The sequence below is a fragment of the Mycolicibacterium wolinskyi genome (genome assembly GCF_002101965.1).
Classification (GTDB): domain Bacteria; phylum Actinomycetota; class Actinomycetes; order Mycobacteriales; family Mycobacteriaceae; genus Mycobacterium; species Mycobacterium wolinskyi.
In genome coordinates this window covers 451670-476097 of the sequence record NZ_LQQA01000033.1, presented here as the reverse complement: position 1 = coordinate 476097, position 24428 = coordinate 451670, and the positions used below count along the sequence as shown (strand labels likewise).

The 24428-nt window shown below is 68.4% G+C and carries 25 protein-coding genes; 7 read left to right on the top strand and 18 right to left on the bottom strand.

All coding sequences use genetic code 11. The features are described 5' to 3' along the window. Nucleotides 1-55 precede the first annotated feature (55 nt). From AWC31_RS32465 to AWC31_RS32445, 5 genes are all read right to left on the bottom strand, one after another. The gene (locus AWC31_RS32465) at nucleotides 56-1972 is read right to left on the bottom strand and encodes a peptidoglycan D,D-transpeptidase FtsI family protein (protein WP_085149275.1); all 1917 of its coding nucleotides are present in this window, start codon (nucleotides 1970-1972) and stop codon (nucleotides 56-58) included. Then, nucleotides 1969-3006, bottom strand: coding sequence for a cell division protein FtsL (ftsL, locus tag AWC31_RS32460; RefSeq protein ID WP_085149271.1), 1038 nt, complete (start codon nucleotides 3004-3006; stop codon nucleotides 1969-1971). Before ftsL ends, AWC31_RS32465 begins: the two co-directional genes overlap by 4 nt. Beyond that, a complete protein-coding gene (rsmH, locus tag AWC31_RS32455; RefSeq protein ID WP_234817066.1) occupies nucleotides 3003-4181 on the bottom strand; it encodes a 16S rRNA (cytosine(1402)-N(4))-methyltransferase RsmH in 1179 nt (392 codons plus the stop codon). The genes ftsL and rsmH overlap by 4 nt, the downstream gene beginning before the upstream one ends. Beyond that, nucleotides 4156-4587, bottom strand: coding sequence for a division/cell wall cluster transcriptional repressor MraZ (gene mraZ, locus AWC31_RS32450; RefSeq protein ID WP_067855592.1), 432 nt, complete (start codon nucleotides 4585-4587; stop codon nucleotides 4156-4158). The genes rsmH and mraZ overlap by 26 nt, the downstream gene beginning before the upstream one ends. 414 nt (nucleotides 4588-5001) lie before the next feature. After that, nucleotides 5002-5400, bottom strand: a complete 399-nt coding sequence (locus AWC31_RS32445) for an SCO2097 family morphological protein (RefSeq protein ID WP_067855471.1) — start codon at nucleotides 5398-5400, stop codon at nucleotides 5002-5004. A 234-nt stretch (nucleotides 5401-5634) separates the two neighbouring features. Here AWC31_RS32445 and AWC31_RS32440 point away from each other — a divergent pair, with 234 nt between their 5' ends. The 4 genes from AWC31_RS32440 (at nucleotide 5635) to AWC31_RS32425 (ending at nucleotide 9720) form a co-directional block, all read left to right on the top strand. After that, nucleotides 5635-6231 carry a GNAT family N-acetyltransferase gene (locus tag AWC31_RS32440; RefSeq protein WP_085149924.1) on the top strand — a complete coding sequence of 199 codons (597 nt, stop codon included), beginning with the start codon at nucleotides 5635-5637 and terminating at the stop codon, nucleotides 6229-6231. 35 nt (nucleotides 6232-6266) lie between these two features. Continuing rightward, the gene (locus tag AWC31_RS32435) at nucleotides 6267-6971 is read left to right on the top strand and encodes an LppM family (lipo)protein (RefSeq protein WP_067855468.1); all 705 of its coding nucleotides are present in this window, start codon (nucleotides 6267-6269) and stop codon (nucleotides 6969-6971) included. A 118-nt stretch (nucleotides 6972-7089) separates the two neighbouring features. Continuing rightward, a complete protein-coding gene (gene idsA2, locus AWC31_RS32430) occupies nucleotides 7090-8178 on the top strand; it encodes a bifunctional (2E,6E)-farnesyl/geranyl diphosphate synthase (protein ID WP_085149263.1) in 1089 nt (362 codons plus the stop codon). A gap of 18 nt (nucleotides 8179-8196) precedes the next feature. Then, on the top strand, nucleotides 8197-9720 hold the full coding sequence (locus AWC31_RS32425; RefSeq protein ID WP_085149260.1) for an alpha-(1->6)-mannopyranosyltransferase A: 1524 nt from the start codon (nucleotides 8197-8199) through the stop codon (nucleotides 9718-9720). Here the strand turns inward: AWC31_RS32425 and AWC31_RS32420 are convergent. Next, nucleotides 9707-10111 (bottom strand): Rv2175c family DNA-binding protein, encoded by a 405-nt coding sequence (locus tag AWC31_RS32420; protein WP_067855457.1) that lies wholly within the window; start codon nucleotides 10109-10111, stop codon nucleotides 9707-9709. The two genes, AWC31_RS32425 and AWC31_RS32420, sit on opposite strands and share 14 nt — an antisense overlap. A gap of 36 nt (nucleotides 10112-10147) precedes the next feature. Here AWC31_RS32420 and AWC31_RS32415 point away from each other — a divergent pair, with 36 nt between their 5' ends. After that, on the top strand, nucleotides 10148-11368 hold the full coding sequence (locus AWC31_RS32415) for a protein kinase domain-containing protein (RefSeq protein WP_085149257.1): 1221 nt from the start codon (nucleotides 10148-10150) through the stop codon (nucleotides 11366-11368). Nucleotides 11369-11375: 7 nt separating this feature from the next. Here AWC31_RS32415 and AWC31_RS32410 read toward each other — a convergent pair whose 3' ends face one another. Genes AWC31_RS32410 through AWC31_RS32400 form a run of 3 tightly spaced genes read right to left on the bottom strand, consistent with a single transcriptional unit; the run spans nucleotide 11376 to nucleotide 14170 of the window. Then, on the bottom strand, nucleotides 11376-12767 hold the full coding sequence (locus AWC31_RS32410; protein WP_067855451.1) for a class II 3-deoxy-7-phosphoheptulonate synthase: 1392 nt from the start codon (nucleotides 12765-12767) through the stop codon (nucleotides 11376-11378). 33 nt (nucleotides 12768-12800) lie between these two features. Continuing rightward, nucleotides 12801-13313 carry a polyadenylate-specific 3'-exoribonuclease AS gene (locus AWC31_RS32405; protein ID WP_085149255.1) on the bottom strand — a complete coding sequence of 171 codons (513 nt, stop codon included), beginning with the start codon at nucleotides 13311-13313 and terminating at the stop codon, nucleotides 12801-12803. Then, on the bottom strand, nucleotides 13313-14170 hold the full coding sequence (locus AWC31_RS32400; protein ID WP_067855443.1) for a hypothetical protein: 858 nt from the start codon (nucleotides 14168-14170) through the stop codon (nucleotides 13313-13315). The genes AWC31_RS32405 and AWC31_RS32400 overlap by 1 nt, the downstream gene beginning before the upstream one ends. A gap of 81 nt (nucleotides 14171-14251) precedes the next feature. Between AWC31_RS32400 and AWC31_RS32395 the strand changes: the two genes are divergently transcribed. Next, on the top strand, nucleotides 14252-15541 hold the full coding sequence (locus AWC31_RS32395) for a glycosyltransferase 87 family protein (RefSeq protein WP_085149252.1): 1290 nt from the start codon (nucleotides 14252-14254) through the stop codon (nucleotides 15539-15541). Here the strand turns inward: AWC31_RS32395 and AWC31_RS32390 are convergent. The 5 genes from AWC31_RS32390 to AWC31_RS32370 all read right to left on the bottom strand — a co-directional run bounded on the left by AWC31_RS32390 (nucleotide 15538) and on the right by AWC31_RS32370 (nucleotide 18953). Further along, nucleotides 15538-16263: a lysophospholipid acyltransferase family protein gene (locus AWC31_RS32390; RefSeq protein ID WP_085149249.1), complete on the bottom strand. Its 726-nt coding sequence runs from the start codon at nucleotides 16261-16263 to the stop codon at nucleotides 15538-15540. The two genes, AWC31_RS32395 and AWC31_RS32390, sit on opposite strands and share 4 nt — an antisense overlap. 96 nt (nucleotides 16264-16359) lie before the next feature. After that, the gene (locus AWC31_RS32385) at nucleotides 16360-16746 is read right to left on the bottom strand and encodes a hypothetical protein (protein WP_067855585.1); all 387 of its coding nucleotides are present in this window, start codon (nucleotides 16744-16746) and stop codon (nucleotides 16360-16362) included. After that, nucleotides 16743-18029, bottom strand: coding sequence for an ArsA family ATPase (locus AWC31_RS32380; protein WP_085149246.1), 1287 nt, complete (start codon nucleotides 18027-18029; stop codon nucleotides 16743-16745). Before AWC31_RS32380 ends, AWC31_RS32385 begins: the two co-directional genes overlap by 4 nt. Beyond that, complete coding sequence (locus AWC31_RS32375) at nucleotides 18022-18459, bottom strand: SRPBCC family protein (RefSeq protein ID WP_067855583.1); 438 nt, start codon at nucleotides 18457-18459, stop codon at nucleotides 18022-18024. Before AWC31_RS32375 ends, AWC31_RS32380 begins: the two co-directional genes overlap by 8 nt. Nucleotides 18460-18563: 104 nt before the next feature. After that, nucleotides 18564-18953: a polyketide cyclase / dehydrase and lipid transport gene (locus AWC31_RS32370; protein WP_067855431.1), complete on the bottom strand. Its 390-nt coding sequence runs from the start codon at nucleotides 18951-18953 to the stop codon at nucleotides 18564-18566. 93 nt (nucleotides 18954-19046) lie between these two features. Between AWC31_RS32370 and AWC31_RS32365 the strand changes: the two genes are divergently transcribed. After that, complete coding sequence (locus tag AWC31_RS32365; RefSeq protein ID WP_085149243.1) at nucleotides 19047-20855, top strand: AMP-dependent synthetase/ligase; 1809 nt, start codon at nucleotides 19047-19049, stop codon at nucleotides 20853-20855. Here AWC31_RS32365 and pimB read toward each other — a convergent pair whose 3' ends face one another. The 4 genes from pimB to AWC31_RS32345 form a co-directional block, all read right to left on the bottom strand. Beyond that, a complete protein-coding gene (gene pimB / locus AWC31_RS32360) occupies nucleotides 20856-21998 on the bottom strand; it encodes a GDP-mannose-dependent alpha-(1-6)-phosphatidylinositol monomannoside mannosyltransferase (RefSeq protein ID WP_085149240.1) in 1143 nt (380 codons plus the stop codon). Nucleotides 21999-22029: 31 nt separating this feature from the next. After that, the gene (locus tag AWC31_RS32355; RefSeq protein ID WP_085149237.1) at nucleotides 22030-22881 is read right to left on the bottom strand and encodes a peptidase; all 852 of its coding nucleotides are present in this window, start codon (nucleotides 22879-22881) and stop codon (nucleotides 22030-22032) included. After that, entirely contained in the window at nucleotides 22850-23998 is a 1149-nt protein-coding gene (ripC, locus tag AWC31_RS32350; RefSeq protein WP_067855419.1) for a peptidoglycan hydrolase RipC, read from the bottom strand. Before ripC ends, AWC31_RS32355 begins: the two co-directional genes overlap by 32 nt. A gap of 152 nt (nucleotides 23999-24150) precedes the next feature. After that, nucleotides 24151-24393 (bottom strand): hypothetical protein, encoded by a 243-nt coding sequence (locus AWC31_RS32345; protein WP_067855416.1) that lies wholly within the window; start codon nucleotides 24391-24393, stop codon nucleotides 24151-24153. Between the last annotated feature and the right edge of the window lie 35 nt (nucleotides 24394-24428).

Here is a 24428-nt window from a genome sequence, read left to right as displayed (position 1 = left end):
CCCATCGGCGGCCCTGCGGCCGCATACCCGTCGGCGCTCGAGCGACCCGTCGGCGTCAGGTCGCCTGCAGGGTCAGCGGACGTCCCGGATCCGACGACAGCGGCACGTTGTGGCGTTGCAGCAACCATGACGCGATGTTGTGGAAGAGCGGCGCCGCCGAGGACCCCGGCGTACCGTCCGCCGCGCGGTGCGGGGCGTCCATCATGATGCCGATGACATAGCGCGGATCGTCGGCAGGCGCGATCCCGGCGAACGTGATCCAGTAGACGTCGTCGTAGTAGCAACCGCACGCGGGGTTGATCTGCTGTGCCGTACCGGTTTTGCCGGCGATCTGGTAGCCCTCGACGGCGGCCTGCGGGCCGGTGCCCTGCTGAGCGCCCATCGGATCGCGCTGCACGATGCCGCGGAACATGTCGCGCACCGTGCGCGCGGTCTCGGGCTTGACCACCTGGACGCCCTCGGGGCGGGGCTCTTCGGTTCGCGTGCCGTCGGCCGCGATGGTCGCCTTGATGATCCGCGGCGGTATGCGCACCCCGTCGTTGGCGATGGTCTGGTACATCGCGGCCATCTGCAGCAACGTCATCGAAAGCCCTTGCCCGATCGGCAGGTTGGAGAACGAGCTGCCCGACCACTGGTCGATCGGCGGCAGCAGGCCCGAGCTCTCGCCCGGCAGGCCGACACCGGTGCGCTGGCCGAGCCCGAACCGGCGGAGCATGTCGTAGAACCGCTCCGGTCCGATCCGCTGGGCCAGCATCAGCGTGCCGACGTTGGAGGATTTTCCGAAGACGCCGGTGGTCGTGAACGGCATGACGCCGTGGCTCCAGGCGTCGCGCACGGTGACGCCGCCCATGTCGATCGAGCCGGGCACCTGCAGCACCTCGTCGGGATTGGACAGCCCGTACTCGATCGCAGCGGCGGCCGTGACGATCTTGTTCACCGAACCCGGCTCGAACGGCGATGACACCGGCAGGTTGCCCATCTGCCGGTTCTCCTGGCGGCCGATGTCCTGGCTCGGGTCGAACGTGTTGTCGTTCGACATCGCCAGCACCTCACTGGTTTTCGCGTCGAGCACGACCGCCGAGACGTTCTTGGCACCGGACGCATCCTTGGCCAACTGCACCTGCTGCTGGACGTAGTACTGAATGTCGTCGTCGAGGGTGAGCTGCACCGTGGAGCCGTTGACCGCGTCGTGCCGGTTGCGGTAGCTGCCCGGGATCACCACGCCGTCGGAGCCGCGGTCGTAGGTCACCGAGCCATCGGAACCGGCCAGCACCGCGTCCATCGAGTCCTCAAGGCCGAGCAGTCCGTGCCCGTCCCAGTCGATCCCGCCGACGATGTTGGCGGCCAGCGAACCGCCCGGGTACTGCCGCAGATCCTGCCGCTCCGTGCCGACTTCGGGAAACTTCTCGGTGATCGCGTCGGCGATCGCCGGGTCGACCGCCCGAGCCAGATACACGAAAGTCTCGTTGCTCCTGAGCTTCTTCTCGACCGTCTTGGCGTCGGGCTTGTTGTTCAACCGCGTGGCAACGTCTTTGGCGATGTCGGTGAGCCTGCGGTCCGGGTCGGGCGCCTCCGGGGACTTGGCCTTGGCCTCGGCGAGCTGTTTGCGGACCCGAACCGGCTGGAACGTCAGCGCACGCGCCTCGATCGTGAACGCGAGCTTGTCGTCGTTGCGGTCGACGATGCTGCCACGCATTGCGGGATCGACGTCGGTGACCTTGAGCTGGCTGGCCGCCTCGGCGCGCAGCCCGGCCGCCCTCGGCACCTGCAGCGTGAACAGCTGAGCGGCCGCGATCAGCAGCACCGCGAACATGACCACGTTTCCGGTCCGGTGCCGGAAGACGAAAGAAGAGCTCTCCAAACCTGTTTCGGTAGCCGCGACGCGCGTGCGCCGCATCCGGGCCGACCGTCCCTGGCCGGCGGGATCCTTTTTCCGCGACCGGGGCGGATTCTGCTCGGACCAGCGCGTCATGCTGCGGGCGGGGTTGCCGGGGTGAACTGCTCGACGGCGGGCGCTGGGCCGGGAGCAATCGGCACACCGGGGGTGGGCACGTGCATGGCACCCGGTGCCTGTGCCGTCTCCGGTACCGGTGGCGCGGCGGGCACGGGCGGCGCCTCGGGCGGCGCCGGGAGCGCCTGCGCGGCAGGCACATCCAAGGGTGCGGCCAACGGCACCGGGCCGGGCGCAGGCGGCTGCGCCCCCGGCACCCCGTGCGGCATCTCGGCGGGCGGCACCGCGGGCAGCGCTCCCGCGGGCTGGCCGGTCTGCGGCACGCGCACCGTCAGCTCACGCGGATCGACGACTCGAGGCGCGGCGGGTGCGGGCGGCGGTGGCGGCGCCTCCTCGGGCAGCGGTGTGTTCAGCGGTGGCGGCGGCACCCCCTCGGCCGGTTTGGGGGTGCCGACCACGGTCCAGTTGCCCGCCGGATCCTGTACCAGGTGCGCGGTGTCGCGCGACGGGATCATGCCGAGGTTGCGCGCGGCCTCGGCCAGCGCCGGGGCGGCCTGCGCCTCGAGCACATCGCGCTCGAGCGCTTCCTTCTGCTGCAGCAGACCCTCGTTGGTCTGCCGGGCGTGGCCCAACTGGTAGGAGCGTTCGGCCGATCCGGTCGACAGCCACAGCGTGATGCCGAGGCCGACGCCCAGCGCCGCGATCACCAACACGACGAACGGGACACGGGCGATCAGCTCCCGCGGATTCAGCTCGACGGAGGCGAGCCGGACCAGCAGCCGTTCCCGCAATGGCGGACGGACAACCTTGGGCGCCTTGGCTTTACGGGCCTTTGCCCGAGCCTTCGCCTGACTGGCACTCTTCGGCCGCACCGGCCCGCTTCTGGGCCGCGGGATCGGCCCGGTCTGTGGCGCCGACCGCAACGGCCGCTGTTCACGGCTGGGCCTGCGCTTGCGCGGCGGCGCGTCGGCATTGCGCCGCTGGGCACCCCGCGCCGGCTGGCGCACGCGCCTGCGGTCGGCCTCGCGCGCTGATTCCGGTCGCTTCACCTTCATGAGTTGCCCCTTCCCCCAACCTTTTCGAGTGCTCGTAGGCGCACCGGGGCGCTCCGTGGATTGCGTTCGATCTCCTGTTCATCGGCCCGCTCGGCCCCGCGGGTCAGGGCCACGAACTCGGGTTCATGACCCGGGAGTTCGATGGGCAGGCCCGGCGGCGTCCGCGACGCGGTGACCGTGCTGAACGCCTGCTTGACGATGCGGTCCTCGAGCGACTGGTAGGCCATGACCACGATTCGGCCGCCGGGCTGCAGAGCGCCCAGCGCCGCCGGGATCGCGATGCGCAGCGAATCCAGCTCCCCGTTGACCGCGATGCGCAACGCCTGGAAGGTGCGCTTGGCGGGGTGTCCCCCGGTCCGCCGGGCCGGTGCCGGAATGGCTTCATAGAGCAGCTCGACGAGTTCGCCGGTCGTCGTGAACGGCTGGGAGGCTCGGCGCCGGACGATCTTGTCGGCGATGCGGCCCGCGAATCGTTCCTCGCCGAAATCGCGCAGCACCCTGGCGAGCGACTTGGCGTCATAGGTGTTGACGATCTCCGCGGCCGTCAGCGGGGCATCGGGATCCATCCGCATGTCCAGTGGCGCGTCGGTGGCATAGGAGAATCCCCGCTGCGCCTGGTCGAGTTGCATCGACGAAACCCCGAGGTCGAACAACACGCCGTCGATGCGAGGCACGCCCGAATCGGCGAGGGCCGAGGCGATTCCGTCGTAACGCGTGCGCACGAGCGTCACCCGGTCGCCGAACGGGGCGAGCCGGGCGCCGGCGATGGCCAGCGCATTGGGATCACGGTCGAGGCCGATCAGGCGTAGGCCCGGAAAGTCGGTGAGGAAGCGTTCGGAATGACCGCCGGCTCCCAGGGTCGCGTCGACGAGGACCGCGTGGGTGCCGTCGGCGTGCTTGCGGCTCAATGCCGGTGCCAACAGTTCGACACAGCGTTCCAGGAGAACCGGGATGTGCCCGTGTTCCTGGGGATCTGGGGAGTCGTGAACCACTCCAACACCTCCGCTAGGGACAGCCCCTGCAGCGTGGTCTCTGTCCGAATCAATGGACCTGGCGTTGGGGAAGTACGCCAGGGCCGATTCGGGCAGAGGCCGCGTTGCACGGGCTAGGTCCGGGGCCCCCGCCGGGTGGCGGGCCGTATCAGCCTCATCAGATGATGTCGCGCAGAGTTTCATCAGTGGCCGCGGAGAAGTTTTCTTCGTGGGTCTGCTGGTACTCCTGCCAGGCTTGGGCGTCCCAGATCTCCAGGTAGTCGACCGACCCGATCACCACGCAATCCTTGGACAGGTTCGCGTAGCGCCGATGGTCCGCCGACAGGGTGATCCGGCCCTGCGCGTCGGGGTGCTGCTCATCGGTTGCCGCGGCCAGGCTGCGCAGGAACGCACGGGCCTCCGGATTGCTCCGGGACGCCTGCGATGCGCGCCTGGCCAACTTCTCGAACTCGTCGCGCGGGTAGACGGCAAGGCTGTGATCTTGGCTCTTGGTGACCATCAACCCTCCTGCCAGCGCGTCGCGGAACTTGGCGGGCAGCGTGAGCCGCCCCTTGTCATCGAGCTTGGGCGTGTAGGTACCCAGAAACATCTGGCCACCTCCCGCCACCCGGTTCGGATCCCGAGTCGCTTCGCCTTCGCCGAGCGGGGCTCCGGTTTCCCCGCTGGCCGCCACTTTACCCCACGATCCCCCACTTTGCTCCATTTGATGCCACCACTTCGGGATTTCGCCCCACAATCGCCCCCCGACCGGACCTCAGCCGACGTTTTCTGGCCGCCCGTTCAGCCGTCGGCGCGGAAAAACCGCAGGTCAACACCGAGGCGGCCCGGGTGGGGCGGAGTGGGGGGCGGAAAGTGGGGCGAAGCCGAACCGTTACGCACACCGGCGTGCCGGGAGTGCGCTGGGCGCTGTTCCGGCGTGTCGCGAAACGGGGGCTGCGCACAAAAACCTGGCATAAAAAAAGGGGTAGCCCTCGTGGGCTACCCCTGGGACCGCTCGAGCGGTCTACTCGTCGAACCGACGGCGGAAGCGGTCTTCCATGCGGTTGGTGAACGAACCGCCGCCACGCTGGCGCCGCTGACGTGGCGTCGCGCCCGGTGCGGCGGACCGATCACGTCCGGCGACCCGCGGGCCGGTGATCGCGAACACCACGCCGCCGAACATCACGATGAAACCGATGACAGACAGGATCGGGAACCCGCCGATCATCGTGGCCTTGACGGCGACGCCCACCACGAGCATCGCCAAGCCCACGATGAACAGCAGCGCGCCCTGCAACCTGCGGCGCGCCGACGGCGCGCGTAGAGTCCCACCCCGGACGCTCGAAGCGAACTTGGGGTCCTCGGCATAGAGCGCGCTCTCGATCTGGTCGAGCATGCGCTGCTCATGATCGGAGAGTGGCATTCGTCCCTCCTTGCCGACGCCGCCGTCGCCTCGTCAAAGTCGTGTGTACACCCGCACTTACGGGCACCTAACAGTAATGATACGAGGTCGATCCGAGCCGTACCACCTTGTTCGCACTCGATTGTAGGCCTTCGGCGTTGGTGGGATGGAGCGCCTCACCGCCGGATAATGACTCCGATAATGAGTTCGCAAGGGCTTCGACCGGACAGCAGGCGCATGGGGAAGGCAACAGAATTGGCGGCGTATCTCATCGATCTGTCGCCGGACGATATGCAGCGCCGGCTCCCCGATGCGCTGCGCGTCTACGTCGATGCCATGCGCTACCCCCGCGGCACCGAGGAGCAGCGGGCCGCGCTGTGGCTCGAACACACCCGCCGAAGCGGCTGGAAAGCCGTGGCCGCCATCGACATCGCCGGCCCGAACAGCGCTCCCACCAGCGCGGACTTGGCTACTGCGCCGCTACTGGGCGTGGCGTACGGCTACTGCGGGGCACCCGACCAATGGTGGCAACAACAGGTCGTCGCCGGCCTGCGCCGCGTCGGCGCGAGCCCGGCGCGCATCACCGAACTCATGACCAGCTACTTCGAACTCACCGAGTTGCACATCGATCCACGCGCCCAGGGCCACGGCCTCGGCGAGGCGCTGGCCCGACGACTCCTTGCCGGCCGTGGTGAATCTCACGTCCTGTTGTCGACCCCGGAGATCAACGGCGAGGCCAATCGCGCCTGGAAGCTGTACCGACGCCTCGGCTTCACCGACGTGATCCGCGGCTACCACTTCGCGGGCGACCCGCGGGCGTTCGCGATCCTCGGGCGCAGCCTCCCCCTGTAACTCCGGGTCGAATATCGGCAGCCGGATCTGGCACGATGACTCGCGTGCGCGTCCGACGACCCAGCCATCGCAGCCGCCGCAGGCTGCTCGCGCTGGTGATGTTGCTACTGCTTCTGCCGATGGCGGTCGGGTGCGTACGCGTCCGGGCATCCATCACGGTGTCGCCCGACGATCGCGTGTCCGGTCAGATCATCGCCGCCGCCAAGCCGCGCGACGCCGACGACAAGGGCCCCCAGCTACTCAACAACCTGCCGTTCGCCACGAAGGTCGCGGTCTCCGAGTACAGCCGCGACGACTACGTCGGCTCGCAGGCGGTGTTCTCCGACCTCACGTTCGCCGAACTGCCGCAGCTCGCCGGCATGAACCGGGACGCCGCGGGTGTCGACATCTCGCTGCGGCGCGCGGGCGATCTGGTGATCCTGGAGGGCCGCGTCGATCTCACCTCGATGAACGACCCGGAAGCCGACGTGCTGCTGACGGTGTCCTTCCCCGGCGAGGTGACTTCGACCAACGGCGACCAGGTCAGTTCCTCGATCGTCGAGTGGAAGCTGCGGCCGGGCGTGGTCAGCACCATGAACGCCCAGGCGCGCTACACCGATCCGAGCGCCCGGTCCTTCACCACAGCGGCCATCTGGCTCATCGTCGGCGCGATGTTGGTCGCCGGGGTCGTCGGCTGGCTGGCCTGGGCCAGCCGCGACCGCTCCCCCAAACCGGGCGATCCGGTCAGCACCACCGACTGACCCCGCACGCCCGCGGCGGCGCGTAGGCATCTCGCTTGCTACAAAACCGGCGGCACGCTTTACGCTGAATGCACTCGGGGGCCATCGGAGCACACAGAGAAAGGGGCGGGCGCTGAGCGTGGAAGCAGCGGCACCGTCAGCCGTCGAGTTGGCCAGCGCCGTCACCGACCAGTTGCGCGAGTATCTGCACGAGCGTCGACGTGACTGCGCGTATATCGGATCGGATTACGCAGAGCTGACCGCGGCTCTTGAGGAGTTCGTGTTACGCGGCGGCAAGCGGCTCCGCCCGGCCTTTGCCTACTGGGGCTGGCGGGCCGTCGTCGAACCGCCCGACGCCCCCGCCGATCCCGGCGTGCTGCGACTGTTCGCCGCGCTGGAATTGCTGCAGGCGTGCGCCCTGGTGCACGACGACGTCATCGACGACTCGGCCACCCGCCGTGGCTTTCCCACGGTCCATCGCCTGTTCACCGAGCAGCACACCGGCCGTACGTGGCGCGGCTCGGCCAAACAGTTCGGCCTGTCGGCGGCGATCCTGGCCGGCGACCTCGCCCTGGCGTGGGCCGACGACGTCGTCGCCGGCGCCGATCTACCCGTCGACGCACACCGGCGCGTCCAGCAGGTGTGGCGTGACATCCGCACCGAGGTGCTCGGCGGCCAGTACCTCGACATCGTCGCCGAATCCAGTGGCGCGGAGTCGGTGGCATCGGCGATGAACGTCAACACCTACAAGACCGCGTCCTACACCGTCGCCCGGCCACTGCAGCTCGGGGCCGCGGCCGCCGCCGACCGCCCGGACGTGCAGGAGATCTTCCACCGGATCGGCAACGACCTCGGGGTCGCCTTCCAGCTGCGCGACGATGTGCTCGGGGTGTTCGGCGATCCGGCCGTCACGGGTAAGCCGTCCGGCGACGACCTGCGCTCGGGCAAACGCACAGTTCTGCTGGCCGAGGCCCTCGAGCTGGCCGACAAGTCCGACCCCGCGGCAGCCAAGTTGCTGCGCACCTCGGTCGGCACCGAGTTGTCCGACGGACAGGTCGGCGAACTGTGCCGGGCCATCGAATCGGTCGGCGCCCTCGCCGCCGTCGAGGAGCACATCGAGCTGCTCACGAGCCGCGCGCTCGACATACTCGCGGCCGCCCCCGTCCATGCCAGGGCGAAGGCCGGCCTGTCCGAGCTCGCCCGATGGGCCGCCAACCGGTCGGTATAGGGGTATGACTCCGCGCCCATGACGCCCACCGGAATCCAGACCCCGAACAGCGGGCTGGCACAGCATGTCTCGCGCTTCGGCGCCTTCGCCGTCTCCGCCGAGGCGCGCCCGGCCCGACTCGGATGCCTTGGCGCGGCATTACTGACGATCGGCGGTCTCGGCGCGGGAAGCACCCGATTGCACGATCCGCTGCTGGAATCGCTGCACCTGTCCTGGCTGCGGTTCGGTCACGGCCTCGTGCTGTCGTCGATACTGCTGTGGACCGGTGTCGCGCTCATGCTGATCGCGTGGTTGTGGTTGGGGCGCCGCGTGATCGACCGCACCGCCACCGAGTACACGATGGTGGCCACGACCGGCTTCTGGCTTGCACCGCTGTTGCTGAGTGTTCCGCTGTTCAGCCGCGACACCTATTCCTATCTGGCGCAGGGCGCACTGCTGCGCGACGGCTTCGACCCCTACGTCGTGGGCCCGGTCGAGAACCCGAATTCATTGCTCGACAACGTGAGTCCGATCTGGACGACGACGACTGCGCCCTACGGTCCGGCGTTCATCCTCGTCGCGAAGTTCGTCACGATCCTCGTCGGCAACGATGTCGTTGCCGGAACCATGCTGTTGCGCCTGTGCATGCTGCCCGGTCTGGTGCTGCTGATCTGGGCGACGCAACGCGTGGCACGCCACATCGGCGCGAGCGGGGCCGCGGCACTGTGGGTCTGCGTGCTCAACCCGCTCGTGATCATTCACCTGATGGGCGGTGTCCACAACGAGATGCTGATGGTCGGCCTGATGATGGCCGGTATCGCGTTGACGTTCGAACGTCACCCGGTGTGGGGTATCGGCCTGATCGCCGTGGCGGTCGCCGTGAAAGCGACCGCAGGCCTTGCCCTTCCGTTCATGGTGTGGGCGTGGATGCATCAGCTTCGCGATCGCCGCGACCTCCCGGCCGTCCGCGCATTCGCCCTGGCGACCGCGGCTTCCATCGTGATCTTCGCCGCGGTGTTCGCGGTGATGTCGTTGCTGGCCGGCGTCGGGTTGGGCTGGCTGTCGGCGCTCGCGGCCGGCAATGTCAAGATCATCAACTGGCTGACCGTGCCGACGGCTGTCGCAAACTTGATCAACGTGTTCGGCGGCCTGGTGCTGCCGGTCAACTTCTATGCGGTGCTCGGCGTGACCCGGATCGTCGGGATCGCGATCATCGCGGTCTCACTTCCGTTGCTGTGGTGGCGTTTCCGCCATTCGGACCGCGACCTGCTGACCGGTATCGCGCTGGCGATGCTGGTTGTGGTGTTGTTCGTGCCCGCCGCGCTGCCGTGGTACTACACGTGGCCGCTCGCGGTCGCGGCCGCGCTGATCCAGACCCGTCCGGCGATCGCCGCGATCGCGGCCGCGTCGACCTGGATCATGGTGATGTGGAAACCCGACGGCGCACACGGCATGTACTCGTGGGCGCACGTGCTGCTGACCACGGCATGCGCTGCGGTCGCGTGGTATTCGCTCTCCAGGGCGCCGGAGCCGGCGCCGGATCCGGACCCTAGTAAGCCATAGCCTGGGCCCGGCGCACGACCTCGCGAGCCTGGTGTGAGTGCAGCGCGTCGACGGGCCTGGCATTGTCCTGGCGGTCGGTGCTGCCGTCCCTCGTGATCGTCAGCGACGGGTCGGGGGTGAACAGCCAGCGCACGATCTCGGTGTTGCCGTAGCCACCGTCGTGCAGGACGACGAGCAGCCCGGGCAGGGCCTTGACGACGTGCCCCGTGTCGTCGAAGAAGATCTTCGGCACCACCACCGCGCCACCGCGGCGCACGGCAACCAAATGGCTCTCGCGCAGCTGTTGGTGCACTTTGGTGACCGGGATGCCGAGCAACCCGGCGACCTCGGCTAGGTCATAGACGGCCTCATCGGGATCCAAAACGTCATCCGCGGCCGGAACACTGCTCACCGCACTGATTCTAGGGGGCCGCGGCCGACTCGTAACATGTGTTCGGTGGAGCAGCAATCGGATCCACTCGTCGGCACCGTCCTGGATGGGCGCTACCGCGTGGACACGCCAATCGCCACCGGCGGGATGTCGACGGTCTACCGCGGGCTCGATACGCGGCTCGACCGTCCCGTCGCCCTGAAGGTGATGGATTCGCGCTACTCCGGTGACGAGCACTTCCTGACCAGGTTCCAGCGCGAGGCCCGCGCCGTGGCCCGGCTCAAGGCCCCCGGCCTGGTCTCGGTGTACGACCAGGGCATCGATCGCCAGCACCCGTTTCTGGTCATGGAACTGATCGAGGGCGGCACCCTTCGTGAACTGCTGACCGAACGCGGACCCATGCCCCCGCACGCGGTCGCCGCGGTCCTGGAGCCGGTCCTCGGCGGGCTGGCGGTCGCACACCGGGCGGGTCTGGTCCATCGCGACATCAAACCCGAGAACGTGCTGATCTCCGACGACGGCGACGTGAAGATCGCCGATTTCGGGCTGGTCCGCGCGGTCGCCGAAGCCAAGATCACCTCGACCAGTGTGATATTGGGCACCGCGGCCTACCTGTCGCCCGAACAGGTCGCCACCGGCGATGCCGATCCCCGCAGCGATGTCTACGCGGTCGGCATCCTGACCTACGAACTGCTGACCGGCACCACACCGTTCACCGGTGATTCCGCCCTTGCGGTGGCCTACCAGCGGATGGACAACGACGTGCCGGCACCCAGCACCGTAATCGCCGGGGTACCAAGGCAATTCGACGATCTGGTGCGTCGCGCGACCAACCGGGACCCAGCCGGACGCCATGCCGACGCCGACGCCATGGGCGCCGAACTCGACACCATCGTCACCGACCTCGGCCTGCCGGCCTTCCGCGTTCCGGCACCGCGGAATTCGGCACAGCACCTGGCCGCGACCCGGTTCCACAGCCGCCAGGACGCGACCACCGACGTCACCGCACCGCCGCGCCCGGCGCCGCCCCGACAGGCCACCCGCGAGATCACCCGGGACCAGCACGACTGGGCCCCGATCCCGGCCGAACCCGACGACGCCGACGAATACACGGGCGTGGCAAGCCAATTCGCCGGGATCGAGATGAGCGAGTTCTACTGGGCGCAGCAACGTGCCAAGCGCGCGCTGCTGTTCTGGGTGGTGGCGGTCCTGACGTTGACCGGGTTGGCCGCGGCCGCCGCGTGGACGCTCGGCAGCAACATCGGCACCCTGATCTAGGACGCCGTCAGTCGCGCAGCATCTCGGCGACCAGGAACGCCAGCTCGAGACTCTGCTGGGTGTTCAGCCGCGGATCGCATGCCGTCTCGTAGCGGCCCGACAGGTCCGAATCCGAGATGTCTTGTGCGCCACCGAGACATTCGGTGACGTTCTCGCCGGTGATCTCGACGTGGATACCGCCCGGGTGGCTGCCCAGGGCGTGATGCACCTCGAAGAAGCCCTGCACCTCGTCGACGATGCGGTCGAAGTGGCGGGTCTTGTAACCCGTGGACGACTCATGGGTGTTGCCGTGCATCGGGTCGCACTGCCAGATCACCTGATGGCCGGTGGCCTGGACCTTCTCGATGATCGGCGGCAGCAGATCGCGCACCTTGTTGTTGCCCATCCGGGTGACCAGCGTGAGCCGGCCCGGCTCGTTGTGCGGGTCGAGGCGTTCGACGTACTCGACCGCCAGTTCGGGTGTCGTGGTCGGCCCGAGCTTGACGCCGATCGGATTGGCGATGACTTCGGCGAACGCGACGTGGGCGCCGTCGAGCTGGCGCGTGCGCTCACCGATCCACAGATAGTGTGCGGACTGGTCGTAGAGCTTGGGCTGCTCACCGTCGACACCGTCGGCGAGCCGCAGCATGGCGCGCTCGTAGTCGAGCACGAGCGCCTCATGGCTCGCGAAGATCTCCGCGGTCTGCAGGTTGCGGTCGGCCACGCCGCAGGCCGACATGAAGCTCAGGCCGCGGTCGATCTCACCGGCGAGCGCCTCGTAGCGGGCCCCGGCGGGCGAGGTGCGGACGAACTCGCGGTTCCAGTCGTGCACGAGGTGCAGCGATGCCAAACCCGAAGACGTCAGCGCGCGCACCAGATTCATGGCAGCGCTGGCGTTGGCGTAGGCCCGCACGAGCCGCGACGGGTCGTGCGCACGGACGGCGGCGTCGGGCGCGAAGCCGTTGATCATGTCGCCGCGGTAGGACTTCAGCCCGAGCGCGTCGACATCGGCCGAACGCGGCTTGGCGTACTGCCCGGCAATGCGGGCGACCTTGACCACCGGCATGCTCGCGCCGTAGGTCAGCACGACCGCCATCTGCAGCAGGGTGCGGATGTTGGCCCGGATGTGCGGCTCGGTGTTGTCGACGAACGTCTCGGCGCAGTCGCCGCCCTGCAACAGGAACGCCTTGCCCTGCGCGACGTCGGCGAGCAGCCCCTTGAGCTTCTGGATCTCCGAGGGCACCGTGACCGGCGGCACGCTCTCCAGGACCGTGCGCATGGCCTTGGCCGCGTCCGCGTCCCAGCTGGGCTGCTGGGCGGCCGGCTTGGCCAGCGCCGAGTCCAGCCGTTGCCTGAGCTCGTCGGTCAGCGGCGGCAGCGGCGGCAGCTGGTCGATGGGGATGTCGACGGTCCAGTTCACCCGTTCATGGTAGCCGCCGGTCAACGCCTGTTCTCAGGCCTGTGCGGTGCCTCGGTCCGACGCGAGCGCAGCGCCAGTCATCAGCTGGAACCGATGCAGATTGTGCTTCGCGTCGACGAGCGCGTCATGCGCGTCGCGGGGACGCGGGGGCATCCGCGGCGACCCGCGCTCTTCCCAGAACTGGCGCAGCTCGCGCGTGAACCGCGGGATCGCCGGGGGTAGATCGGTCATCGGACCCCACAGCTGACACAGCACCACGTGGTCGTAAGCCCCGACCCAGGCCCACAGCTCGATCGGCTCGTCGCCGTCGATGTCGAAGAAGTCCTCGAGCTCGGTCCGGATCTGGCGGCGCGAACGCCACAACTGCGACGAGGGCGACGGCAGCTTCGGCAGCACGTGCTTGCGCACCCACCGGCCCGCCCGGTCCGGGTTGAACTCGGTCGAGATCGCGTAGTACTCGCGGCCGTCCTCGGCGGCGACGCCGATCGAGATCAGCTCGATCGTGCGGCCGTCGTCGATGAACTCGGTGTCGTAGAAGTACCGCATCAGGCGCTCCGCCCCACGGCCGGCGCAGGCGCGGCGTGGATTTCCTTGTCGAGCTGCTCGTCGACCGTGGCGTCGTCGGGAAACTTCGGCATGCCGGTGATCGCGTCCTGCAACCACAACTTCGCCTGGACGACCGGGCGGCGCAGCCAGCGTTCCCGTTCCAGCGCCCGGTGCATCTTGCGGGGCCGGCTCGTATATCGCCAGCGGGCCCACGGCGCATGCGGCCGCGACAGCCGGATCGCCCCGACGAACAGCAACGGGGTTATGAACATGCCCACCAATCCAGTCCACACCTTGCCTTTGAGCAGCACCACCACCGCGAGCAGCAGCGTCAGTACCGCGATGATGATCACGGTGGCACGAGCGGCCAACGTGTGGTCCTCGCGCCAGATACCGATATCAAAGAATGACAGCGGGTTGAATCCGAGGATCAACAGCCCGGCGACGGCCACCGCAGCGAACACCGCATCCACCGACGTGCGGCCGTCCTCGGCCCAGTACACGTCGGACAGATGCAGGATCAACGCGAATTCGTCGAGCACGAGCGCGGCACCGACGCCGAAGAAGGTCGCCGCCACCGTGAACTCCGCCACCCCGCCGTTTACCGCGAGCGTCACCATGGTTACCCCGGAGACCATCACCAGCACGACACCGATCACCACATGGTGAATGTGCAGTGAGCCGTGACCGAGGTTGCGCGGCTGCCACCACTTGGGCGGCCGGTCGCTGTCGGCGTGTCGACGGATGTAGCGCACCACCGTGCGGGTGACGAAGAAGGTGAGGATGAAGGCCAGCAGGCAGCACATCAACGGCAGGCGATCGCGGGTGATGAAATCGAGGCTGACGGTCGCGTGCACGCTGAAAACTTACGCCGACCTGCGCGCGTCGGGGCCGGGGATGCGGCTGGACGCGGTGGCCACCGATAGTCTGTTGAGAACATGAGTAAGCGGCAGTCGCCCGGTGGGGCTGGTTGGGCTGGTTGGGCACCCTCCATCGCGTGGCGGATATTTCAGCTGCTGACACTCGCGGCGCTCGTCTGGGTCGGTTGGCGTCTGCTCGGCCGCGTGCCCTACCGCATCGACATCGACGTGTACCGGATGGGCGGGCAGGCCTGGTTGGACGGCCGTCCGCTCTACGCCGACGGGGCCATCTTCCACACGCAGGGCGGGTTGGACCTCCCGTTCACCTATCCCCCGCTCGCCGCCATCGCGTTCGCGCCGTTCGCCTGGCTGTCGCTGCCGGTCGCGAGCTCGGCGATCACCGTCACGACGCTGGTGTTGCTGATCGTCTCGACGGTCATCGTGCTGACGCGCCTGGACGTCTGGCCGCACACCTCGATCACCGCCGAGCCCGCGTGGATGCGCCGGTGCTGGCTGGCCGCGGCGGTCGTCGCGCCCGCGGTGATCTATCTGGAGCCGATCCGCTCGAACTTCGAGTTCGGCCAGATCAACGTCGTGCTGATGACGCTCGTGATCGCCGACTGCGTCCCCCGGCGCACGCCGTGGCCCCGCGGCCTGCTGCTCGGCTTGGCGATCGCACTGAAACTGACCCCGGCGGTCTTCCTGCTGTACTTCCTGCTGCGCCGCGACGTGCACACCCTGCTGCGGACGGCGGCGTCGGCCGTCATCGCGACGCTGGCCGGGTTCGTGTTGGCGTGGCGGGATTCGCTGGAGTATTGGACCGAGACGGTGCGCAACACCGACCGCATCGGGACCGCGACGCTCAACACCAACCAGAACATCGCCGGAGCCCTCGCGCGGCTCGGCCTCGGCGAGGGCCCGCGCTTCGCGCTGTGGGTGGTGGCGTGCTTCGCGGTGCTGGCGCTGACGGTGTGGGCCGCCAGGCGGGCACTGCGCAGCGCGACGGACGAGTCGTCGGTGCTCGCGCTGATCTGCGTGGCGATGTTCGGCCTGGTCGTGTCACCGGTGTCGTGGTCGCACCACTGGGTGTGGACGCTGCCCACGCTGCTGGTGGCCGGCATCCTGGCCTACCGCCATCGCAACGCACTGCTGGCCGCCGTGACCGCGGCCGGCGTCGCGCTGATGGTCTGGACACCCATCACGCTCATGCCCGAGCACCGCGAGACCACGGCATCGCTGTGGCGCCAACTGGCGGGCGGTTCCTACGTGTGGTGGGCGCTCGCGACGATCATGGCGATCGGCTTCGCGTCGACGTCGCAGGCCGGGGACCGAGCCGCGGTCGCGGCCGAGCCGCTGGTCCGGAACTAGCCCGCGGCCGTCTGGGGCATCCGCGACGCGGGCTTCGCTTCGGCCTTCTCGGCGTTCTCCTTGACGTCGGCCGCGTAGAGGTCGACGTACTCCTGCTCGGAGAGCCGCATCAGCTCGTACATCACCTCGTCGATGACGGCGCGTTCGATGAACCGGTTGCCTGCCAGTCCGTCGAACCGGCTGAAGTCCATCGGCTTGCCGAACCTGACCTCGACCCGTCCGAACCGCCACATCTTGCTGCCGGGCGGGTTCACGACATCGGTTCCGATCATCGCGACCGGAATGACCGGAACGCCGGTCTGCAGCGCGAGCCGCGCGAGGCCCGTCTTGCCCTTGTACAACCGGCCGTCCGGTGAACGCGTGCCCTCGGGGTACATGCCCAGCAACTTGCCCTCGCTGAGAATCCGCTCGGCCGTCGTCAGCGCACTCTGCGCGGAGTCGGCGTCGGTGCGGTCGATCGGCACCTGACCGGCCACGGTGTAGAACCAGCGCGTGAACCAGCCTTTGATCCCCGTCCCGGTGAAGTACTCGGCCTTCGCCAGGAACGTGATCCGGCGGCTCACCACGAGCGGCAGGTAGAAGCTGTCTGCGACGGCCAGGTGATTACTGGCCAGGATCACCGCACCCGAGGCCGGAACATGCTCCAGGCCAGTCACTTTCGGCCGACCGAGCAAGGACAGCAAAGGTCCCATGAAGATGAACTTGAAAAGCCAATACCACATGGACCCTCCACCTTGGGCGCACCGGACGATGCTCTGGCCCAACTTTACCCAGGCGTTGTAGTGGCTACCACAGGACGCCCGCGCGGGCCGGTGGCCTCACTCCTGCACGGTGACGGGGATGTGCTGGTAGCGGCCCGGTCCGGCCGGCGGCGGCGAGTCATCTGGCGGCGGCGGGGAATCCGGTCCGCCGTCGGGACCCGGGGTGCCCCCGGTGCCGTCGGTGTCGTCGAGTACCGCGCGGATCACCGCGAGCAGAGCGACGCTGTGCTCGGCGATCACACCGAGAAGCGGATGGTGTTCGCCGTTGATCACCGCCGCCAGCGCGCACACCGGACACCACACCTGCTGGCACTTACCGGGACCGCCTGCGGCAGTGGCCGCGGCCCGCGCGGCGGCCACGCGCACCGCGGGATCCAACTTGTCGAGAATGGACTGGGCAAGCTGGCGCAGCTCGGGGCCGAGGTCGGGATGAGACCCAATCATGCCGGCCACACCTCCGGATTAGGACGGAAACGCACCGTCAACTCGCTGCCCCGTAACTGCGCGTCCGTCACGATGCATCGCCGAAGAACGGACGCCAACCGGACCCGGCGCCGCATACCGCCGACCCCGATGATCAAGTCGTCATCGACCCGGCCCAACGTCAGTCCGGCGGAGTCGACCTGGGGCAACTCTAGCCGCAATCGGTACACCGCATCGAGACCGGATCCCGATTCCCGATCCACCACCGGCCGCAGCGGCCCGGGCGGCGGGGACCCGTCGCGCCTGCGGGCACAGTCCAGCAGCTCGCCGAGCGCCTTGGTACCGATCGGCTCACCGGCCAGATGCGGCACCAGCACCAGCCCGACATCGCCGATCGTGGCGTCGAGCTCGTCAAGCACCGCCTGCTGCTCGGATATCCGCTCGGTGTACCAGTCGAACGCCGGATGCGCGGGCAGGTTCGAGTACTCGAACGAATCATCCTGCACGAGAATCTGATTGACGATGAGCTCGGCCACTTCGACACCCATGAGCGCCAACGAGCCCAAGGTCCGCGCCGCCTCGGCCGCCACCACCCGTTCAGCCGTCAGCACCAGGTGCGCGGTGACGCGCGATCCGTCGGTGAGCAACGCCGAGAGTTCCCGGATACCGGCATCGGTGCGCTCCAGCAGCGCCACGATCCCCGCCGTCGCGGCGTTGTTTTCTACGGTGCCCGAGAGCCTGCGGTGTCGCGGCCAGGCCCGCTCGAGATACAGGCCGAACGTGTCGGGCAGGGTCAGCATGCGCAGTGCATCGGCCGTCGACGCACAGTCCACCACGACGTGATCCCAGCGCCCCGAGCCGGCCAGCTCACCCACCTCGTGCAGGCCGAGGACTTCCTGTATCCCCGGCAAGGCCGAAAGTTCTTCTGGGGCAACATCTCCCAGATCCGACTCCGGGAATCGCGCCGAGAGCGTGGCAGCGATCTCGGCCCAGCGCGACTCAAGCAGCGCGAGCGTGTCGAGAGCGAGCGCGTCGAGCGATCCACCGGTGTCGGCGAATCCGGACTCCATGTCGGTCAGCACCCGGGTCGGTGACCGCTGCCCCGTCGGCGCGAGGCTGATGCCCAGCACGTCTCCGGTCGAATGCGCCTGATCGGTCGACACGATGAGCACACGCGACCCCGCCCGCGCGGCGCGCACGGCGGTCGCGGTGGCCAGCGTGGACTTGCCTACCCCGCCCTTACCGACAAACAGGCTGATCCGGGCTGGCTCTGCACCTTGGGCAGGCGACGGCGAATCACTCAGCCTCTACTCGTTTCTTGAGGTCTTTCAGTGCGGTGTCGGTGAGCCGCCGTTCGGCCTTCCGCTTGAGCAGGCCGATCATCGGGATGATCAGATCCACCGACAGTTCGTAGGTGACGTCCGTACCGGATCCCTTGGGCTTCAACCGGTATGCCCCCTGCAAGGACCGCAGTAGCGAGCTCGACACCAGCGACCACGTCACCGACGTGCGGTCGGCCGGCCAGTCGTAGGCCAGGACCATGGTGTCCTTGAGCACCGCCGCGTCGAGCACGAGCCGGGCCGTTTTCGGGTAGCCCTCGTCGTCGGTCTCGAGAACCTCGGTCTCCTTGTATTCGGCGACCCAATCCGGATAGGAACCGATGTCGGCGATGACGTCCATCACCGTCGACGGATCGGCATCGATGTAGATGGTCTGCGCCGTCTTGTCCGCCACCTGCACGCCCTTCTCCCCCGTTGCGCGGAGGTACACGACCTACCTAGGGCCTCCGCGAAGAAATCTACTCTCCCGCGCCGCCCCGGACCCCCAGGAACCCGTCGTCAGGCCAGCCGGGAAACTCCGATCGGGCGCGACGCCTCCAGCCGCTGCTTGATCTCGAACGCCATCGCCTTCCCGGCGACCCGGCGGCGATGGTTCATCTTGGCCAGGTCCATGCGCGCGAGTTGCCAGGCCGTCGCACCGGACGGCTCGGCATGCAGGAAGTAATGCAGGATCACGCCGTCGAGCATCTCCTCGAGCCAGATCTCCATCGTCCCGGTGAGCGCACCGGTGACCGTCCAGCGTTGGCCTTTCTCAGCCCGGTCCTCGACGACGGCCAGCCCGAGATCCGGCCACCACCGGCGCCAACTCGCTGGATCCGCCACGGCCTCGCCCACCGCCACCGGATCAGCGGCGACGAACGTTTCGTCGGCGATCTGAATGCTGTTCATCGCGGAATAGCTTCACACATGCGCCGTCACCGGCACAGCCCGGCCGACTAGGCTGACCGGCACAGTCGCTATACAAGCCTGGAGGGCAAGATCGTGCGTGAGTACAGTGCCGAATACAGCGTGCCGCCATCCTTCACCGTCGGCGAGTACGACAACGTCGTCGGTTCCGTATTCACCCACGAGGCCGACGACCCGGACCATGTGATCTTCCGCCGACTGGTCGATGGCGCCTGGACCGATGTGACGTGCGCCGAGGCCGCCGGTCAGATCCGTTCGGTGGCACTGGGTCTGATCGCCGACGGCGTGCAGCCCGGTGACCGGGTCGCGATCCTGTCGGCCACCCGTTACGAATGGCCCATCATCGATTTCGCGATCCTGTCGGTGGGCGCGGTGACCGTGCCGATCTACGAGACCTCGTCGGCCGAGCAGGTGCGGTTCGTCCTGGAGAACTCGGGTGCGGCGGTCGTGTTCGCCGAGACCGACGCGCACGCCGCCAAGGTCGAGCAGCTCAAAGGCGACCTGCCCGGTCTGCGCACGGTCCTCACGATCGACGGCTCGACCACCCCCGCGCTGCAAGCCCTGGCCGAGGCAGGCAAGTCCGTCGACCCCGCCGAACTCGACAAGCGGCTGGCCGGCATCCGGTCGGCGGATCCGGCCACCCTCATCTACACCTCGGGCACCACGGGCCAGCCCAAGGGTTGCCAGCTGACCCATTCGAACCTGCTCTACGAGATCCGCGGCGCCAAGGAGTGCTTCCCGACCCAACTGGCCAAGGGCGAACGCATGCTGGTGTTCCTGCCGCTGGCCCACGTCCTGGCCAGGGCCATCACCATCGCGGCCTTCGCCAACAAGGTCACGCTCGGCTTCACCAGCGACATCAAGAATCTGGTGCCGATGTTCGCGGTGTTCAAGCCGACGCTCGTCGTCTCTGTCCCGCGCGTGTTCGAGAAGGTGTACAACACCGCCGAACAGAACGCCCGCAACGACGGCAAGGGCAAGGTCTTCGAGATCGCGGCCGAAACCGCGATCGAGTGGAGTAAAGCTCAGGACACCGGAGGCCCGGGCCTGGTGCTCAAGCTCAAGCACGCAGTGTTCGACCGGCTGGTGTACGGCAAGCTGCGGGCCGCGCTCGGCGGCGAGTGCCATGCCGCCATCTCGGGTGGCGCACCGCTGGGCGAACGGCTCGGCCACTTCTACCGCGGTGTCGGCCTGTCCATCTACGAGGGCTACGGCTTGACCGAGACCAGCGCCGCGATCACCGTCAACCGTGTCGGCGAGCTCAAGGTCGGTTCGGTCGGCAAGCTCGTTCCCGGCAACAGCATGCGCATCGCCGACGACGGTGAGCTGCTGGTCAAGGGCGGCGTGGTGTTCAACGGCTACTGGAAGAACCAGGCCGAGACCGACGCGGTGATCTCCGACGGCTGGTTCCACACCGGCGACCTCGGCGCGATCGACGACGACGGCTTCCTCACCATCGTCGGCCGTAAGAAGGAGATCATCGTGACCGCGGGCGGCAAGAACGTCGCCCCCGCGCAGCTCGAGGACCGGCTGCGCGCGCATCCGTTGATCAGCCAGGCCATGGCCGTCGGCGACAAGCAGCCGTTCATCGCCGCCCTCATCACGATCGATCCGGAAGCCTTCCCGGGCTGGAAGGAGCGCAACGGCAAGAGCGCGAGCGCGACGGTCGCCGAGCTCGCCGAGGATCCCGACCTGACCGCCGAGATCGACCTGGCGGTCAAAGAGGCCAACCAGGCGGTGTCGCATGCCGAGGCCATCCGCAAGTTCCGGATCCTGCCGGTCGACTTCACCGAGGACACCGGCGAGTTGACGCCGACACTCAAGGTCAAGCGCAAGGTCGTGGCCGAGAAGTTCGCCACCGACATCGCCGCGCTGTACGGCTAGCTAGCCGCTCAACAGTTCGGCGAGGCGGGCACCTTTGGCCCGCCACTGCCAGTTGTCGACGGTCCAGTGCCGGCCGGCGACGCCCATCGCGGCCGCGCGGCCCGGATCGGCGAGCAGATCACCGACCGCGGTCGCGATCGCACCGACATCGGTGCCGTCGACGACCGTGCCCGTCTGCCCGTCGAGCACGGTCTCCGGCGCCCCGCCCGAGGTGCCCGCGACCACCGGCACCCCGCAGGCCGAGGCTTCCAGGTACACGATGCCCAGACCTTCGACATCCAGTCCCGCGCCGCGGGTCCGGCACGGCATCGCGAACACGTCGGCCATCGCGTGGTGGGCGGGGAGCTCCGCCGCCGGTACTCCCCCGGTGAAGATCACGTGGTCGGCCACGTCGCGCTCTTCGGCCAACCGCTGCAATGTCTCCAGGTACGGCCCGCCGCCGACGATGACCAACGCGGTGTCGCGAATTCGCCGCCGGATCGCGGGCAACGCGCGGATCAGCATGTCCTGGCCCTTGCGCGGCACGAGCCGCGACAGGCACACCACCACGGGACGATCGCCGAGCCCGTAACGCTCCCGCAGTCGCGCGCGGGCCACGGGATCGGGCTGGAACCGGTCGGTGTCGACGCCGGGGGCGAGATGTTCGAGCGCCGCGTTCGGGCCGAACGCCGAGGCGAACCGGCCGCGCGTGTAGCGGCTGACGAACGTGACGACGTCGGCATCCTCGCCGATGCGGCGCAGCGCGTTGCGCGCCACCGGCAGCATCGACCAGCCCACCTCGTGCCCGTGCGTGCTGGCCACGACGCGGCCCGCGCCGGCCCGACGCGCCAACGGGCCGAGCAGAGCCAGGGGCGCGGCTGCCCCGAACCAGACGGTTTCGATGTCGTGCTCACGGATCAACCGGGTCATGCGGATCGCCACGGACGGCTCGGGCACCATGAGGGTCGTGGGATGGCGCACGATCCGGTAGCCGGCCCGCTCGGCTTCCGCGTCGTAGTCGGCGCACCCCTTCCACTTCGGGGCGTACACCGTGAGCTGGTGCGAACCGTTTCGCGTCAGCTCCCCGACGAAGGCCTCCAGGTACGACTGAATGCCGCCGCTACGCGGTGGAAAATCGTTGGTGACCAACAGAACCCGCGTCATCGCGCCATCCTTGTAACCATCGGCGATCAGGCTAGCCGCTCAGCCACCGACGCCAACCGGCGACCACCTCGTCGATATCGGCGCCCAGGGTGTCGCGCACCGCGGTCGCCACATCCGGGTGGCCGATCCCGCACGCGCGCACATACAGCGCGCGCAGCGTCGGTACCCCGTAGGTCTCGGCGACATAGCGGCTGAACCACCAGGCGCGGTCGTAGGCCAGCGACCGCGCGGCGCCTGGCGAATCGAGGTCGGCATCGGTGGGCAGCTGCCCGAGGGCGCCGGCATTCTGCGGGCGGCGGTCGATCGCCGGGCGGCCGACGTAGTCGGCGACGCCCTCGGTGAGCCAGCGGGGCGCGTCGGCGGCGGTCTGCGATCGCGCTGCGTAATGAAACAGCTCATGGCGCAGCACGATTCGCAACGCCCCTTGACTCATGGCGGCCGCCCCTGGCGCGAACATGATGCGCTCGGCCGTCGTGGTCGCCGCGATGTCGCCGACGCCTCCGGCCAAGACCCGGAACTGCTCATCCGACGCCGCGACCGCGATGACGATGTCCCTGCGCCAGTCCGGGCCCCAGAACGCCGTCACGGCCTCCACGGCACCGGGCAACTCACCACGGATACGATCCAGCACGACACCGGCGTGCCTGCCCCCCAGCGCCAGAAGGGCGGCGGTGCGACCGTCGGGCAGCCACATCCCGGGAGCGGCGGTCGGGGTTGTCGAAACTGCCGGTACGCCGGGCGGTGTGGGCGCCGGCGCGGGCTCGGGCGACGCGAGCGACACCAGGAGCGCTGCGGCGATGCCGGTTTCGGCCAGCAGCACTACCGCGAGAGCCGGGCGCCGAGACCTGACGTCAGTACCGGCGGACGTTGTAGATCGGCGCATTGTTGACCGGGGCGACCCGTACCGGGGTGCCGTAGGTCGACGCGTGCACCATCATTCCGTCGCCGATGTAGATGCCGACGTGCGAGGCGTCCGAGTAATAGGTCACGAGATCGCCGGGCTGCATCTGGTCCTGCGAGACGGGCTGACCGCCGCGGGCCAGCGCCTGGCTGGAGTGCGGCAGCGAGATGCCGGCCTGCTGGAACGACCACATCACCAGACCGGAGCAGTCGAACGCGCTCGGGCCCGAGCCGCCCCACGAGTACGGTGAACCGATCCGGCTCAACGCGGCCTGGATGACGGTGGAGGAATGGCCGCTGGGCGCACCGCCGGGAATCGCGGCCTCAGGCGGGGCGATGTCGCCGGGCGGAATTCCGTTCGGCGGGGCGGCGAGCACGCCGGGATCGTTGGCCGGTGGCAACGCACCGGGGGCCGGTGCCGGTGGGGCGGCCGGGGCCGGTGGGACAGCCGCGAGCGCCTCGCGCTGAACCGGCGTGAGGGCCTGGTACTGCGACTTGACGACCGCGATCTGAACCTGCAGCTGACTTTGCTTGGATTGCAGATCGGCGCGCACTGCGGCGGCTTGCTCGGCCGCGGTCTTGGCGTCGGCGGCTGATTTCGCCGAGGCCTGCTCGGCCGCGGCGGCCTTCTCGCCGATCGAACGGAAGTTCTGCATCTGCGCCGACATCTGGGTCGCCATCACGCGCTGCACGGCGAGCTGCTCGATCAGCTGTTGCGGCGAGTCGGCGGTCAGGATCGCGTCGACGCCAGAGGTACGGCCACCCATGTACTGCGCGGCAGCAACCTTATTCACCGATGCCTGGAATGTTGCCAGCTGCGCCTTCGCCTGATCGGCCGCGGCCAGGTCATCGGCATGCTTCTTCTCCGCCGCCTGCTGAGCTGCCAGCTTCTCGTTGAGATCCAGCTGCGCCGAATGCATGGCCTCGGTGGTCTGCTCGGCCTGTCGCGAGAGCTCGTTGAGCTTTGCCAAAGCGTCCTCGGCAGGATCGGCCTGCACACTGCCGGCGAGAAATCCCGACAGTAAAGTCAAGACCGCTATCGCACCTGCTAGGGGTCGCTTGACACGACTTGTGGGCCGGTGCGCGCGGTCGTGCCTCAAGTTTTCGTCCTCACAACTGACGTTAGCGAGCCGCCTCGAACTGCTCTTAGGTCTCAGATAGGTTACGAAACGGCATCGGGGTTGTCCAACAGGAGATGCAAATTTAACAGCCCCACGGGCATATTTTCCTGTGCGACAACGGATGCGTGTCGTCAGGCGACCCCGGACGCACCGTTCCGGTGAATCGGAACGAGCCGCAGCCGCGGCGCCAACCCCACGTCAGCGAGCACTTCTAGCGCCTTGCGTTCGTCGTCCAGCAACGTTTCGGGCACGCCGAGCAACACACTCACGACACAGTCCTGACACCCCGGCCCGCGCACCGCGCAGTCGTCGCAGTCGATGATCACGCTGCCGGAGTCGCCGTGACCGCCGCCGGGCTTGCCGCCCTGCCGCATTCCGCTCATCTTGACCGTCCTCTCGATCGGTGTTG